Annotated in this window: 11 protein-coding genes; all 11 read right to left on the reverse strand. The window is 60.7% G+C overall.

The window, feature by feature from the left end:
• Positions 1–48: 48 nt before the first annotated feature.
• Positions 49–1,338, reverse strand: a complete 1,290-nt coding sequence (gene eno, locus BMY68_RS19500; RefSeq protein ID WP_009042397.1) for a phosphopyruvate hydratase — start codon at positions 1,336–1,338, stop codon at positions 49–51.
• A gap of 157 nt (positions 1,339–1,495) precedes the next feature.
• Positions 1,496–2,341 carry a 3-deoxy-8-phosphooctulonate synthase gene (kdsA, locus tag BMY68_RS19505; RefSeq protein WP_085529957.1) on the reverse strand — a complete coding sequence of 282 codons (846 nt, stop codon included), beginning with the start codon at positions 2,339–2,341 and terminating at the stop codon, positions 1,496–1,498.
• A gap of 5 nt (positions 2,342–2,346) precedes the next feature.
• The gene (locus tag BMY68_RS19510) at positions 2,347–3,978 is read right to left on the reverse strand and encodes a CTP synthase (RefSeq protein ID WP_085529956.1); all 1,632 of its coding nucleotides are present in this window, start codon (positions 3,976–3,978) and stop codon (positions 2,347–2,349) included.
• A gap of 274 nt (positions 3,979–4,252) precedes the next feature.
• Positions 4,253–5,581, reverse strand: a complete 1,329-nt coding sequence (gene tilS, locus BMY68_RS19515) for a tRNA lysidine(34) synthetase TilS (protein ID WP_085529955.1) — start codon at positions 5,579–5,581, stop codon at positions 4,253–4,255.
• A gap of 119 nt (positions 5,582–5,700) precedes the next feature.
• The gene (gene accA / locus BMY68_RS19520; RefSeq protein WP_085529954.1) at positions 5,701–6,648 is read right to left on the reverse strand and encodes an acetyl-CoA carboxylase carboxyl transferase subunit alpha; all 948 of its coding nucleotides are present in this window, start codon (positions 6,646–6,648) and stop codon (positions 5,701–5,703) included.
• Positions 6,649–6,788: 140 nt separating this feature from the next.
• Positions 6,789–10,313, reverse strand: coding sequence for a DNA polymerase III subunit alpha (dnaE, locus tag BMY68_RS19525; protein ID WP_085529953.1), 3,525 nt, complete (start codon positions 10,311–10,313; stop codon positions 6,789–6,791).
• Between the two features lie 70 nt (positions 10,314–10,383).
• Positions 10,384–11,016 (reverse strand): ribonuclease HII, encoded by a 633-nt coding sequence (gene rnhB / locus BMY68_RS19530; RefSeq protein ID WP_007924054.1) that lies wholly within the window; start codon positions 11,014–11,016, stop codon positions 10,384–10,386.
• 11 nt (positions 11,017–11,027) lie between these two features.
• The gene (gene lpxB, locus BMY68_RS19535; RefSeq protein WP_175534863.1) at positions 11,028–12,161 is read right to left on the reverse strand and encodes a lipid-A-disaccharide synthase; all 1,134 of its coding nucleotides are present in this window, start codon (positions 12,159–12,161) and stop codon (positions 11,028–11,030) included.
• Positions 12,161–12,937, reverse strand: a complete 777-nt coding sequence (lpxA, locus tag BMY68_RS19540; protein WP_007924057.1) for an acyl-ACP--UDP-N-acetylglucosamine O-acyltransferase — start codon at positions 12,935–12,937, stop codon at positions 12,161–12,163. The genes lpxB and lpxA overlap by 1 nt, the downstream gene beginning before the upstream one ends.
• Positions 12,934–13,374 (reverse strand): 3-hydroxyacyl-ACP dehydratase FabZ, encoded by a 441-nt coding sequence (gene fabZ, locus BMY68_RS19545; protein WP_007924058.1) that lies wholly within the window; start codon positions 13,372–13,374, stop codon positions 12,934–12,936. The genes lpxA and fabZ overlap by 4 nt, the downstream gene beginning before the upstream one ends.
• Positions 13,375–13,483: 109 nt before the next feature.
• Entirely contained in the window at positions 13,484–14,539 is a 1,056-nt protein-coding gene (lpxD, locus tag BMY68_RS19550; RefSeq protein WP_085529951.1) for a UDP-3-O-(3-hydroxymyristoyl)glucosamine N-acyltransferase, read from the reverse strand.
• Positions 14,540–14,541: the final 2 nt, after the last annotated feature.

Here is a 14,541-nt window from a genome sequence, read left to right on the forward strand (position 1 = left end):
TGATGCGATTTTTCTGACCCAATCCGGTGTCTTTGCACCATCTACCGCTTAACCGCGAAACTCGCTGCGGCCGTTGTACTTGGCTTTGCCATTCAATTGCTCTTCGATACGCAGCAATTGGTTGTACTTGGACACGCGGTCGGAACGGCACAGCGAACCGGTCTTGATCTGGCCAGCCGAGGTGCCCACGGCCAGGTCGGCAATGGTCGAATCTTCGGTTTCGCCGGAACGGTGCGAAATCACTGCGGTGTAACCGGCAGCCTTGGCCATCTGGATGGCTTCCAGGGTTTCGGTCAGGGTGCCGATCTGGTTGAACTTGATCAGGATCGAGTTGGCGATCTTCTTGTCGATGCCTTCTTTCAGGATCTTGGTGTTGGTCACGAACAGGTCGTCGCCCACCAGTTGGGTCTTCTCGCCGATCTTGTCGGTGAGGATCTTCCAGCCAGCCCAGTCGGACTCGTCCAGACCGTCTTCGATGGAGATGATCGGGTAACGCTCGGTCAGGCCCTTGAGGTAGTCGGCGAAACCTTCAGCAGTGAACACCTGGCCTTCGCCGGACAGGTTGTACTTGCCGTCTTCGAAAAACTCGCTGGCCGCGCAGTCCAGAGCCAGGGTCACGTCGGTGCCCAGCTTGTAACCGGCGTTGGCCACGGCTTCGGAGATCACTTTCAGCGCGTCTTCGTTGGAAGCCAGGTTCGGCGCGAAACCACCTTCGTCACCCACGGCAGTGCTCAGGCCACGGGCCTTCAGCACAGCTTTGAGGTGATGGAAAATCTCGGTGCCCATGCGCAGGCCTTCGGAGAAGGACTTGGCGCCAACCGGCTGCACCATGAATTCCTGGATGTCGACGTTGTTATCGGCGTGCTCGCCACCGTTGATGATGTTCATCATCGGCACCGGCATCGAGTAGACACCCGGAGTACCGTTCAGGTTGGCGATGTGCGCGTACAGCGGCAGGTCCTGGTCCTGTGCTGCTGCCTTGGCCGCGGCCAGGGAAACGGCGAGGATCGCGTTGGCGCCCAGGGTTGCCTTGTTGTCGGTACCGTCCAGCTTGATCATCGCCTGATCGAGGGCTTTCTGGTCGCTTGGGTCTTTACCCAGCAGCAGGTCGCGGATCGGACCATTGATGTTGGCTACGGCCTTCAGTACGCCCTTGCCCAGGTAACGGCTCTTGTCGCCATCACGCAGCTCCAGCGCTTCACGCGAGCCGGTGGAGGCACCGGACGGCGCGCAGGCGCTGCCGATGATGCCGTTATCGAGAAGCACGTCCGCTTCGACGGTGGGGTTGCCACGGGAGTCGAGAACTTCACGACCTTTGATGTCGACGATTTTTGCCATTGTTGTAAACACTCCAAAGTTGACGAAAACGACGCAGCTGAAGGGAATCTCTTTACCGTCGGCAAGCAGGGAACAGGGGGCAGACTTGCGGACGATAAGGCTCAGGCCCGCAGGCCTGAGCGATTAATCGTGCGGTACTTTACCGGAGAAATCGGGTTTACGCGGTCTCTACCGTCGGAAAACTCTTAACCAGTTCGTCCAGGGCCTTGAGCTGGGCCAGGAAAGGTTCGAGCTTGTCCAGGCGCAGGGCGCATGGACCGTCGCATTTGGCGTTGTCCGGGTCCGGGTGGGCTTCCAGGAACAGGCCGGCCAGGGACTGGCTCATGCCGGCCTTGGCCAGGTCGGTGACCTGGGCACGGCGACCGCCAGCCGAGTCTGAACGACCGCCGGGCATTTGCAGCGCGTGGGTCACATCGAAGAACACCGGGTATTCGAACTGCTTCATGATGCCGAAGCCGAGCATGTCGACCACCAGGTTGTTGTAGCCGAAGCTCGAACCACGCTCGCAGAGGATCAACTGATCGTTACCCGCTTCCTCGCATTTGCTCAGGATGTGTTTCATTTCCTGGGGCGCGAGGAACTGGGCTTTCTTGATGTTGATCACCGCACCGGTCTTGGCCATCGCGACCACCAGATCGGTCTGGCGCGACAGGAAGGCCGGCAGCTGAATGATGTCGCAGACCTCGGCGACGACCTCGGCCTGGTAGGGCTCGTGGACGTCGGTGATGATCGGCACGCCGAAGGCTTGCTTGATGTCCTGGAAGATGCGCATGCCCTCTTCCAGGCCAGGACCACGATAAGAGGTCACAGAAGACCGGTTGGCCTTGTCGAAACTGGCCTTGAACACGTAAGGGATACCGAGCTTCTCGGTGACCTTCACGTACTCTTCGCAGACCTGCATGGCCATGTCACGGCTTTCCAGCACGTTCATGCCGCCGAACAGCACCATGGGTTTGTCGTTGGCAATCTCGATGTCGCCGACGCGGATGATCTTCTGTGCCATCGGGGTTACGCCTTCTTCTGGTGTTGAGCCAAAGCGGCCTTGACGAAGCCACTGAATAGCGGATGGCCGTCACGTGGGGTCGAGGTGAACTCAGGGTGGAACTGGCAGGCGACGAACCATGGATGATCCTGCGCCTCGACCACTTCAACCAGCGCGCCATCGCCGGAACGACCGGAAATCTTCAGACCGGCGTCGATCAGCTGCGGCAGCAGGTTGTTGTTCACTTCGTAGCGATGACGGTGACGCTCGACGATCACGTCCTTGGCGTAGCAATCGTGCACCTTGGAGCCAGCTTCGAGCAGGCACTCCTGAGCGCCGAGACGCATGGTGCCGCCCAGGTCGGAGGTCTCGGTACGGGTTTCGACGGCGCCGGTGGCATCTGCCCACTCGGTGATCAGGCCGACGACCGGGTGACCGCTGGCGCGATCGAACTCGGTGGAGTTGGCGTCTTTCCAGCCCATGACGTTACGAGCGAACTCGATCACGGCCACTTGCATGCCCAGGCAGATACCCAGGTACGGCACCTTGTTTTCGCGAGCGTACTGGACGGCGGTGATCTTGCCTTCCACGCCACGCAGACCGAAGCCGCCTGGAACCAGGATCGCATCGACGCCTTCAAGCAGCGCGGTGCCCTGGTTCTCGATGTCTTCGGAATCGATATAGCGCAGGTTGACCTTGGTACGGTTGGTGATGCCGGCGTGACTCATCGCTTCGATCAGCGACTTGTAGGCGTCCAGCAACTCCATGTACTTGCCGACCATGGCGATGGTGACTTCGTGCTCGGGGTTGAGCTTGGCGTCGACCACCTTTTCCCACTCGGACAGATCGGCACCGTTGCATTGCAGGCCGAAACGCTCGACGACGAAATCGTCCAGACCCTGTGCGTGCAGCACGGCCGGGATCTTGTAGATGGTGTCGACGTCTTCCAGGGAGATCACCGCGCGCTCTTCAACGTTGGTGAACAGCGCGATCTTGCGACGCGAGGACACATCCACCGGATGGTCGGAGCGGCAGATCAGCACGTCAGGCTGCAGGCCGATGGAACGCAGCTCTTTCACCGAGTGCTGGGTTGGCTTGGTCTTGGTCTCGCCAGCGGTAGCGATGTACGGAACCAGGGTCAGGTGCATCAGCATCGCGCGCTTGGAACCGACTTCGACACGCAGCTGGCGGATGGCCTCGAGGAACGGTTGCGACTCGATGTCACCCACGGTGCCGCCGATCTCCACCAGGGCCACGTCGGCATCGCCGGCGCCCTTGATGATGCGACGCTTGATCTCGTCGGTGATGTGCGGAATCACCTGGATGGTGGCGCCCAGGTAGTCACCCCGGCGCTCTTTGCGCAGCACGTGCTCGTAGACACGACCGGTGGTGAAGTTGTTGTTCTGGGTCATGGTCGTGCGGATGAACCGCTCGTAGTGGCCCAGGTCCAGGTCGGTCTCGGCGCCGTCGTGGGTGACGAACACTTCACCGTGCTGGAACGGGCTCATGGTGCCCGGGTCGACGTTGATGTACGGGTCCAGCTTGAGCATGGTGACCTTAAGTCCCCGCGCCTCCAGGATGGCCGCCAATGAAGCCGAGGCAATGCCTTTCCCCAATGAAGAAACAACACCGCCCGTGACGAATATGTAGCGCGTCATGAAAAACCCTAGAAGTCTGCGTTAAAGCGGTCCGAGCCGCCGGGGAAAGCGAAGGAAGGCCGAAGCCCCCGATCACCTGCATTAATCACAGTGCACCTTTCAAAAAAACCGCCGCGTTGGGACAGACCGGAAGAGAAAACACCGGTACGTTGCTCGCTACACATTTTTTGGAATCGCCCAGCAAAGACTGCTTGGTAATCGGCAACTCCTGCAATTCAGGCGAATCCACAGAAGTTGTATCAAGAAGGGAGCGTAGTCTACCGGAAAGGGACTTTCAGCTCAAACCTTGATCGCTCGAAGGCGGCTGCCAATGCAATTGCCAACCTTCATGGGCATTTGCGTCAAGACCTGGCAGGTTCGCCACCGCGAGCAATTCTTCGCCTCGATACAGCAGCGGCAATCTGCCACGGACGAAGGCCGGCAGACCTGCCTCATTGAGCAGACGCTTGAGGTCGCGGTGGCCGCGTCCTGGCAGTTGCATCACCTCGCCCCCCTGACGGTAACGCACTTGCAAAGGCCCTTGCGGCGCGCTACCGATGAGTTGCAACCGACCATTACCCGGCAACGGCAGAGGCGCAGCGGTATCGACCCAACTCGGTGCAGACAGTACGGGCCGCAGCCAGCTATCCGACAACCACCAGACGCGCCCTGCCGCCCGCTGCAACTCGCCCTGCCCCAGCCGCCATACCGAACGGCTGTCGCCCGCGGCATCGCGCAGCGTCTGCCAGCCCGCCCAGTGATCGCTGTCCGGCAGCGGCGTGAACCGGCTCAGCCAGTGACTCAGGGCATTGCGCTGGCGCGCCTGCGACAAGCCGAGCAAAGGCGCCAGCGCCAGGGACGGTAATCCCAGCCACTCGAACTCGGCGCCCTTGACCGCCTCTTGCAGATCGATAATGGCCAGCTCATCCAGCAACTCCCGCGCCTCGCGCAAATGCGCCGCGCTGCGCGCCATGCTGCTGGCAGCTTGTGGCCAGCGGGCGGTCAGCAATGGGAATACCTGATGGCGCAGGTAATTGCGGGAGAACTGCCGGTCCTGGTTGGAGGGGTCGTCGATCCAGTGCAGCTGGTGTTCCCGAGCGTAGCGCTCCAGTTCGTCGCGGGAGACGTCGAGCAAAGGCCGCAGCAAATGCCCCTGCCCCAACGCACGCGACGCCGGCATGGCCGACAGCCCCCTGACTCCGGCTCCGCGCAGCAGACGGAATAACAGGGTTTCCGCCTGATCGTCGCGGTGCTGGGCCGTCAGCAGCAACTCATTGCTGCCGGTTATTTCTTCGAACACGGCATAACGCGCTTCCCGCGCCGCGCGCTCGAGACTGGCTCCTGGTTGCACCTGCACCGCCACCACCTGCAACGGCACAGCCAAAGCCTCGCACTGGGCCCGACAATGCTCCGGCCAGGCGTCAGCCGCAGCCTGGAGGCCGTGATGCACGTGTATGGCGGTCAAAGGGGGAAGTCTGTGTCGCTGCTTGAGTTGGGCAAGCAGGTGCAGCAGGACGGTGGAATCGAGGCCACCAGAGAATGCGATGCGCCAGGCCGATCGATCCAGCCAGGGCAGGAGGCGTTGCAGCAGTTTTTGCGTGAGGGCTGTATCGAATGGGCTCATGAATGGAGCGGATCCTGAGTAGAGACCGAGCGTGCTCGCAGTGCCTGAAAAGCCTCGACCTGAATGGCCGAGGCGCCCATTTCGCGAGCAAGCCCGCCCCTACAAGGAGCGTCGATCTATCAGAGACCGTAGCTCATCAGGCGATCGTAACGACGCGCCAGCAGGGTGTCGTTATCCATCTTCTTGAGCATCGCCAGCTGTGAAGTCAGCTCGGCGCGGATCAGCGCGGCAGCGGCAACCGGATCACGATGCGCGCCACCCAGTGGCTCGCCAATGACCTTGTCGACAATGCCAAGGCCTTTCAGGCGCTCGGCGGTGATGCCCATGGCTTCGGCGGCATCCGGTGCTTTCTCGGCGGTTTTCCACAGGATCGAGGCGCAGCCTTCCGGCGAAATTACCGCGTAAGTGGAGTACTGCAGCATATTCAGCTGATCGCAGACACCAATGGCCAGCGCACCGCCAGAACCACCTTCACCGATCACAGTGGCGATGATCGGGGTTTTCAGGCGCGCCATGACCCGCAGGTTCCAGGCAATGGCCTCGCTCTGGTTGCGCTCTTCGGCGTCGATGCCCGGGTAGGCGCCCGGGGTGTCGATGAAGGTCAGGATCGGCATCTTGAAGCGCTCGGCCATTTCCATCAGGCGGCAGGCCTTGCGATAGCCTTCAGGGCGCGGCATACCGAAGTTGCGGCGGACCTTCTCGCGCACTTCACGGCCTTTCTGGTGACCGATGATCATGACCGGCAGGTCGTCCAGGCGGGCAACGCCGCCGACGATCGCGGCGTCGTCGGAGAAGTGACGATCGCCATGCAGTTCGTCGAACTCGGTGAAGATGTGCTCGATGTAGTCCAGGGTGTACGGACGACGCGGATGACGCGCCAGGCGTGCGATCTGCCAGCTGGTCAGCTTGCCGAAGATGTCCTCGGTCAGAGTGCTGCTCTTGTCTTGCAGGCGGGAGATCTCATCGCCGATATTCAGCGAATTGTCATTACCGACCAAGCGCAACTCTTCGATCTTGGCTTGCAGGTCGGCGATCGGCTGTTCGAAATCAAGAAAATTCGGGTTCATAGGCGTCCGTCTTGGGTCGACGTCCAAGAGAGCTTGGGCCGGCCGGTTGTCTATTCGCGCCCTACCTTAAGGGAGAGGCGCGTTCAGGTCGAGATTAAAAATTCGGGTCGAGATCGGCGCACTTTTATGGCGCCAGACCGTCAACGGTATTGGAGGAAGACGTTGTCTCGCCCGAACTGGTCACGCAGGGCTTGAATCAAGGCATCCGCCGGATCGATCCGCCAGGCTTCGCCGAACTGCAGCAAGGCCTTGGCGTCCTCCTTGGTGTATTCCATGGAGATCGGGCAAGCGCCGCGATGGCGTTTGCACAACTCCCCCAGCCAGCGTAGCTGATCGCCCTTGAGGGCTTCGGTGTGCACCTTCAGGCGCAGGCTTTCCGCCAGGTTGGTACGCGCATCTTCCATGCTCATCACCCGCTTGACCCGCAGGCGCAGGCCGCCGGAGAAGTCGTCGTTGCTGACTTCGCCCTCGACCACCACCATCGCGTCGGTCTGCAGCAGGGACTGGGCCGAATGGAAGGCCTCGGCGAACAGCGAAGCCTCGATCCGCCCCGAACGATCGTCAAGGGTAATGAACCCCATCTTGTCGCCCTTTTTGTTCTTCATGACCCGCAGGGCAATGATCATGCCCGCGACGGTCTGGGTATCGCGCGCCGGCTTCAGGTCGACGATGCGCTGGCGGGCAAAACGGCGGATCTCACCTTCGTATTCGTCGATCGGGTGCCCGGTCAGGTACAGGCCGAGGGTATCTTTCTCCCCTTTCAGGCGCTCCTTGAGGGTCAGTTCCTTGGCCTTGCGATGATTGGCGTAGACATCCGCATCTTCTTCGACGAAGACCCCGCCGAACAGGTCGGCGTGGCCACTGTCGGCGGTACGCGCGGTCTGCTCGGCCGCCTTGACCGCTTCCTCCAGGGCCGACAACAGCACCGCGCGGTTGCGGTCGATGTTGGCCTGATAAGCCTTGATTTCGTCGTGGAAGTAAGGCCCCAGGCGGTCCAGGGCACCACTACGGATCAATGCATCGAGGGTACGTTTGTTGATGCGCTTGAGGTCGACCCGGCTGCAGAAGTCGAACAGGTCCTTGAACGGGCCACCTTCGGCACGGGCCTCGACGATCGCCTCCACCGGCCCCTCGCCCACGCCCTTGATCGCTCCCAGGCCATAGACGATGCGGCCGTCGTTATTAACGGTGAACTTGAAGTCGGAACTGTTCACATCCGGAGCATCGAGGCGCAGCTTCATACTGCGCACTTCTTCGATCAGCACCACCACCTTGTCGGTGTTGTGCATATCCGCGGACAGTACCGCGGCCATGAAAGGCGCCGGGTGATGCGTCTTGAGCCATGCAGTCTGGTAGGACACCAGGCCGTAGGCGGCCGAGTGGGACTTGTTGAAACCGTAGCCGGCGAACTTTTCCACCAGGTCGAAGATGTTGCCCGCCAGGTCGGCATCGATACCGTTGTTGGCGCAACCTTCGATGAAGCCGCCGCGTTGCTTGGCCATCTCCTCGGGTTTTTTCTTACCCATGGCACGACGCAGCATGTCGGCCCCGCCAAGGGTATAGCCCGCCATCACCTGGGCAATCTGCATCACCTGTTCCTGATACAGGATGATGCCGTAGGTCGGCGCCAGTACCGGCCGCAGGCCCTCGTACTGGTAGTCCGGATGCGGATAGGCCAGTTCGGCGCGACCGTGCTTACGGTTGATGAAGTCGTCCACCATGCCCGATTGCAACGGACCAGGACGGAACAGCGCTACCAGTGCGATCAGGTCTTCCAGACAGTCGGGCTTGAGCTTTTTGATCAGCTCTTTCATGCCTCGGGATTCGAGCTGGAACACCGCAGTGGTCTCGGCCTTCTGCAACAGCTCGTAAGTCTTCTTGTCGTCCAGCGGGATGAAGTCGATGTTGACGTCGGGCAGGTTCTTTTTGACCTGCTCGCGGTTGATGGTCTCCATCGCCCACTTGATGATGGTCAGGGTCCGCAGGCCGAGGAAGTCGAACTTCACCAGGCCGGCGGCCTCGACGTCGTCCTTGTCGAACTGGGTTACCAGGCCGTCGCCGGCTTCGTCGCAGTAGATCGGCGAGAAGTCAGTCAGCTTGGTCGGGGCGATAACCACGCCACCGGCGTGCTTGCCGACGTTACGCACCACGCCCTCGAGCTTGCGCGCCATCTCCCAGATTTCCGCCGCTTCTTCATCGACCTTGATGAAGTCACGCAGGATTTCTTCCTGCTCGTAGGCTTTTTCCAGGGTCATGCCGACTTCGAAGGGAATCATCTTCGACAAACGGTCAGCCAGGCCGTAAGACTTGCCCTGCACCCGCGCCACGTCACGCACCACCGCCTTCGCGGCCATGGAACCGAAGGTGATGATCTGGCTTACGGCGTTACGGCCATACTTCTCGGCCACGTAGTCGATAACCCGGTCACGACCGTCCATGCAGAAGTCGACGTCGAAGTCGGGCATGGAGACCCGTTCCGGGTTGAGGAAACGTTCGAACAGCAGGTCGTAGGCCAGCGGGTCGAGGTCGGTGATCTTCTGCACGTAGGCCACCAGGGAGCCGGCACCCGACCCCCGGCCAGGACCTACCGGCACGCCGTTGCTCTTGGCCCACTGGATAAAGTCCATAACGATCAGGAAGTAACCGGGGAACCCCATCTGGATGATGATATCCAGCTCGAAATTCAGCCGGTCGACATACACCTGGCGCTTGGCTTCATAGTCTTGGGTGGTGTCCTTGGGCAGCAGCACGCTGAGGCGCTCCTCCAACCCGTCGAACGACACCTTGCGGAAATACTCGTCGATGGTCATGCCATCGGGAATCGGATAGTCAGGCAAGAAGTGCTTGCCCAGCTTCACTTCGATATTGCAGCGCTTGGCGATCTCGACCGTGTTTTCCAGGGCCTCGGGCAGGTCGCTGAACAGTTCGGCCATTTCCTCGGCGCTTTTCAGGTACTGTTGGTCGCTGTAGTTCTTCGAACGGCGCGGGTCGTCGAGGGCACGGCCTTCACCGATGCAGACCCGGGTTTCATGGGCCTCGAAGTCTTCGCGCTTGATGAACCGCACATCGTTGGTCGCCACCAGCGGCGCGCCGATCTTGTCCGCCAGGGCCACCGCAGCGTGCAATTGCTCTTCGTCGTTGGGACGGTTGGTACGCTGGACTTCCAGATAGAAGCGGTCCGGGAACACCGCCATCCACTCGCGCGCCAGGATTTCCGCCTCTTGCAAGTCGCCAGCGAGCAGGGCAATACCGATCTCACCCTCTTTCGCGGCCGAGAGCATGATCAGGCCTTCGGCGGCCTCGGCCACCCACTCGCGCTCAATGATGATCTGGCCATTACGCTGGCCATCGATGAAGCCGCGGGAAATCAGCTCGGTCAGGTTGCGATAGCCCACGGCATTCATCACCAGCAGGCTGATGCGGCTCAGTGGATTCTCGGGATCCTTGTTCGACAGCCACAAGTCGGCGCCACAGATCGGCTTGATCCCGGTGCCCATGGCCGCCTTGTAGAACTTGACCAGGGAACACATGTTGTTCTGGTCGGTAACCGCCACCGCGGGCATGCCCATGCCGGCCAACGTCTTGACCAGCGGTTTGATCCGCACCAGACCGTCAACCAGGGAATATTCAGTGTGCAGGCGTAGATGAACGAATGAAGCCGGCATAGTGATCCTGTAAGAAAGCGCGAAAACAACAAGGCCCGGATTGTACCGGGCCTTCGCTAAAACATCAGCCTCAGGACTGAATCTCGCCCACGTTCTCACGGGCTTCGTAGGCTTGGCGTACCGGCGCGAACGAGCGCCGGTGAATCGGCGTCGGCCCCAGTCGGGCCAGCGCTTCCAGATGAACGGGCGTCGGATAGCCCTTGTGTCCGCCGATGCCATAACCGGGGTAGATCAGCTCGAACGCCGCCATCTCGCGATCCCGGCTGACCTTGGCCAGAATCGACGCCGCGGCGATCGCAGGCACCTTGCTATCACCCTGGACCACGGCTTCGGCAGGCATCGACAGTTTCGGGCAACGATTACCGTCGATCATCGCCAGTTTCGGGGTCACGCTCAGTCCTTCTACCGCGCGCTGCATGGCCAGCATGGTGGCATGCAGGATATTCAACTCGTCGATTTCCTCGACTTCGGCGCGGGCAATGCACCAGCTCAAGGCTTTCTCGCAAATCTCGTCGTAGAGTTTTTCGCGACGGGCCTCGGTGAGCTTCTTCGAGTCGTTCAGGCCGAGAATCGGCCGACTCGGATCGAGGATGACCGCAGCCGTGACCACTGCGCCGCACAAGGGGCCGCGCCCTACTTCGTCGACACCGGCCACCAGGTCTTCGGCATCGGCCACCAGCGAGAAATCCAGTCCCATCTGCATCTTTTCGTTACTCATACCGGTTTGCCAATCAGGCTCAACACCGCTTCAGCCGCCTGGTTGGAGGCATCCCGGCGCAAGGTGCGATGGATCTCGTCAAAACCGCGGGTCTGCTCCTGGCCGTCTTCGATCAAGGGCGACAGGGTCTGGGCCAGGGCCTCTGCAGTGGCGTCGTCCTGCAGCAGCTCGGGAACCAGCAGGCGTTGGGCCAGCAGGTTCGGCAGGGAAATATAAGGGCTCTTGACCATACGCTTGAGAATCCAGAAGGTCAGCGGCGCCAGGCGATAGGCAACGACCATCGGGCGCTTGTACAGCAGCGCCTCAAGGGTCGCGGTGCCGGAAGCGATCAATACCGCGTCGCAAGCCGCCAGCGCCTGATGCGACTGACCGTTGAGCAGGGTCAGCGGCAGGTCGCGACCGGCCAGCAGCTCCTCCAACTGAGTGCGTCGCTCGGGGCTCGCGCAGGGCATGACGAAACGCACCCCAGGACGCAAAGCGCGCAGGCGCTGTGCCGCGTCGAGGAACAATGCTCCCAGGCGCCCGACTTCGCCGCCACGGCTGCCCGGCATCAGGGCCACCAGCGGACCGTCTGGCAGGCCCAACTCAGTGCGAGCCGCAGCCCGATCGGCTTCCAATGGAATGGCATCAGCCAGGGAGTGCCCGACGAACCGCACCGGCACGCCCTTCTCTTCATAGAATTTGGCTTCGAACGGGAACAGCGTCAGCATCAGGTCGCAACCTTCGCGGATCTTCAGCACGCGCTTTTGCCGCCAGGCCCAGACCGAAGGACTGACGTAGTGCACGGTCTTGATACCGGCCTGACGCAACTTGAGTTCGATGTTGAGGTTGAAATCGGGGGCATCGATGCCGATAAACACGTCCGGTTTCTCGGCGATCAAGGTCTGAACCAGTTTCTTGCGCCGGGCCAGCAGTTCGCGCAAGCGCCCCAGGACTTCCACTAGCCCCATGACCGCCAGGCGCTCCATCGGGAAGTAAGAGGTCAGCCCTTCGGCCTGCATCAGCGGGCCTCCGACACCGATAAATTCAACGGCGGGATGCTGGACCTTGAGCGCGCGCATCAAACCGGCGCCAAGAATGTCGCCGGAAGCTTCGCCAGCCACCAGCGCAATACGCAGTTTGCTCATGATTAACGGGTGATGCCGCGGGTCGAAGACTGGATCGAGTCACGAAATACCGCGACTTCGGGAAATTGTGCAGCAGCTTCAGCCAACTCGACGAGCGCCTGATCGACGGTCAAGCCTTGGCGATACACCACTTTATAGGCTCGACGCAGGGCGTGAATCGCGTCTTCGCTGAAACCACGACGACGCATGCCCTCGAAGTTCATGCTGCGTGCCTCGGCCGGGTTGCCGAACACTGTGACAAAGGCCGGAACATCCTTGCCGATCGCCGTACCCATGCCGGAAAAGCTGTGGGCACCGATATGGCAGTACTGGTGAACCAGGGTGAAGCCGGACAGGATCGCCCAGTCGTCCACATGCACATGGCCGGCCAACGCCGTATTGTTGACCAGGATGCAATGGTTGCCGATCACGCTGTCGTGACCGATATGGGCGTACGCCATGACCAGGTTATGATCGCCAAGAGTAGTCTCGGAACGATCCTGGACAGTGCCGCGATGAATGGTCACGCCTTCACGAATGACATTGTGGTCACCAATCACCAGGCGGGTTTCCTCGCCTTTGTACTTCAGATCGGGAGTGTCTTCGCCTACCGAGGAGAACTGGTAGATACGATTGTGCTTACCGATCCGGGTCGGGCCTTTGAGAACCACATGAGGCCCGATCACCGTACCCTCGCCGATTTCCACACCGGCGCCAACGATCGACCACGGGCCAACCTCAACGTCGTCGGCCAGAATGGCCGTCGGATCGATGATTGCGCGAGGGTCAATCAAACTCATAGTTTGCGTTCCGCACAGATGATTTCAGCGGAGCAGACTGGCTTGCCGTCGACCGAAGCCTGGCATTCGAATTTCCAGATCTGGCGCTTGCAACTGATGAACTTGGCTTCCAGGATCAACTGGTCACCCGGCAGCACCGGCTGGCGGAAGCGCAGCTTGTCGGAACCGACGAAGTAATAGAGGGTGCCATCGGCCGGCTTCACGTCCAGCATCTTGAAACCAAGAATGCCCGCAGCCTGAGCCATGGCTTCGATGATCAGCACGCCCGGCATGATTGGATGCGCAGGGAAGTGACCATTGAAGAAAGGTTCGTTGATGCTGACATTCTTGTAGGCACGAATGCACTTGCCCTCAACATCCAGGTCCACTACCCGGTCCACCAACAGGAACGGGTAACGGTGAGGCAGGTATTCGCGAATCTCGTTGATGTCCATCATTTCGGGGGGAAGCCTGTAGTAAAGATTGGGAGCGTGCGACTAACGCACACTCCTCTAGCAAATCAAGGAGGCAGTCTAACGGCTGTGCACACTTGATATGGAAATGGTATCAGCCATCTGATGAAGCTTTACCGTCGGGGGTCACTTCCCCAACGCGCTTTTCCAGTTGTCGCAGGCGTCGCGCGAGATCATCGAGCTGACGGATGCGTGCCGCGCTTTTGCGCCACTCGGCAGCAGGCTGCATGGCTGTACCGGAAGAGTAGGCACCCGGCTCGGTAATCGAGTGGGTCACCATGGTCATCCCGGTCAGGAAAACGTTGTCGCAAATATCGATGTGGCCAACCAGCCCGACACCGCCGGCGAGCATGCAGTGCTTGCCGATCCGGGTGCTGCCGGAAATACCGACACAGGCTGCCATGGCGGTGTGATCACCGACCTGGACGTTGTGGGCGATCTGAATCTGGTTATCCAGCTTCACGCCATTGCCGATGACGGTATCGGCCAGCGCTCCGCGATCGATAGCGGTATTCACGCCGATCTCGACATCATCGCCAATGGTGACACCGCCAATCTGCGCGATCTTCTGCCAGATGCCCTTCTCGTTGGCGAAACCGAAACCTTCGCCGCCCAGTACCGCACCAGACTGAATGACCACACGCTTGCCGATACGCACATCGTGATAAAGCGTCACGCGTGGAGCCAGCCAACCGCCCTCGCCGATCTGGCAACGAGCACCGATAAAACAATGAGCACCGATCGTGACGCCCGCGGCGATTTGCGCGCCGCTCTCGACGACCGCAAACGCGCCAACACTGGCCGTTGCGTCGACCACAGCATCCTCGGCAATGACCGCGGTCGGATGAATGCCGGCCGGCGCCTTGGGCTTGGGATCGAACAGGTGGGAAATCCGCGCGTACGACAGGTAGGGATCGGCCACGACCAGGGCATCACCGGCATAACCTTCGGCATCCGCCGCCTTCAGCAGCACGGCACCCGCCTGGCTGTCAGTCAGATACTTACGGTATTGGGGATTTGCCAAAAAGCTCAACTGAGCTGGGCCAGCCTCCTGCAAGGTGGCTAGCCCAGTGATTTCTTTCTCTGCGGAGCCACGCAGGGTGGCTCCGAGGAACTCGGCCAGCTGGCCGAGCTTTATAGTCGCTGTCATGG

Origin of the sequence: Pseudomonas sp. NFACC41-3 (assembly GCF_900109505.1) — a bacterium.
In the GTDB taxonomy this organism is placed as follows: Bacteria; Pseudomonadota; Gammaproteobacteria; order Pseudomonadales; family Pseudomonadaceae; genus Aquipseudomonas; species Aquipseudomonas chlororaphis.

Coding starts and splice junctions, on each gene's coding strand:
- eno (WP_009042397.1), bottom strand. CDS start 1,338: ATGGCAAAAATCGTCGACATCAAAGGTCGTGAAGTTCTCGACTCCCGT.
- kdsA (WP_085529957.1), bottom strand. CDS start 2,341: ATGGCACAGAAGATCATCCGCGTCGGCGACATCGAGATTGCCAACGAC.
- BMY68_RS19510 (WP_085529956.1), bottom strand. CDS start 3,978: ATGACGCGCTACATATTCGTCACGGGCGGTGTTGTTTCTTCATTGGGG.
- tilS (WP_085529955.1), bottom strand. CDS start 5,581: ATGAGCCCATTCGATACAGCCCTCACGCAAAAACTGCTGCAACGCCTC.
- accA (WP_085529954.1), bottom strand. CDS start 6,648: ATGAACCCGAATTTTCTTGATTTCGAACAGCCGATCGCCGACCTGCAA.
- dnaE (WP_085529953.1), bottom strand. CDS start 10,313: ATGCCGGCTTCATTCGTTCATCTACGCCTGCACACTGAATATTCCCTG.
- rnhB (WP_007924054.1), bottom strand. CDS start 11,016: ATGCAGATGGGACTGGATTTCTCGCTGGTGGCCGATGCCGAAGACCTG.
- lpxA (WP_007924057.1), bottom strand. CDS start 12,937: ATGAGTTTGATTGACCCTCGCGCAATCATCGATCCGACGGCCATTCTG.
- fabZ (WP_007924058.1), bottom strand. CDS start 13,374: ATGATGGACATCAACGAGATTCGCGAATACCTGCCTCACCGTTACCCG.
- lpxD (WP_085529951.1), bottom strand. CDS start 14,539: ATGACAGCGACTATAAAGCTCGGCCAGCTGGCCGAGTTCCTCGGAGCC.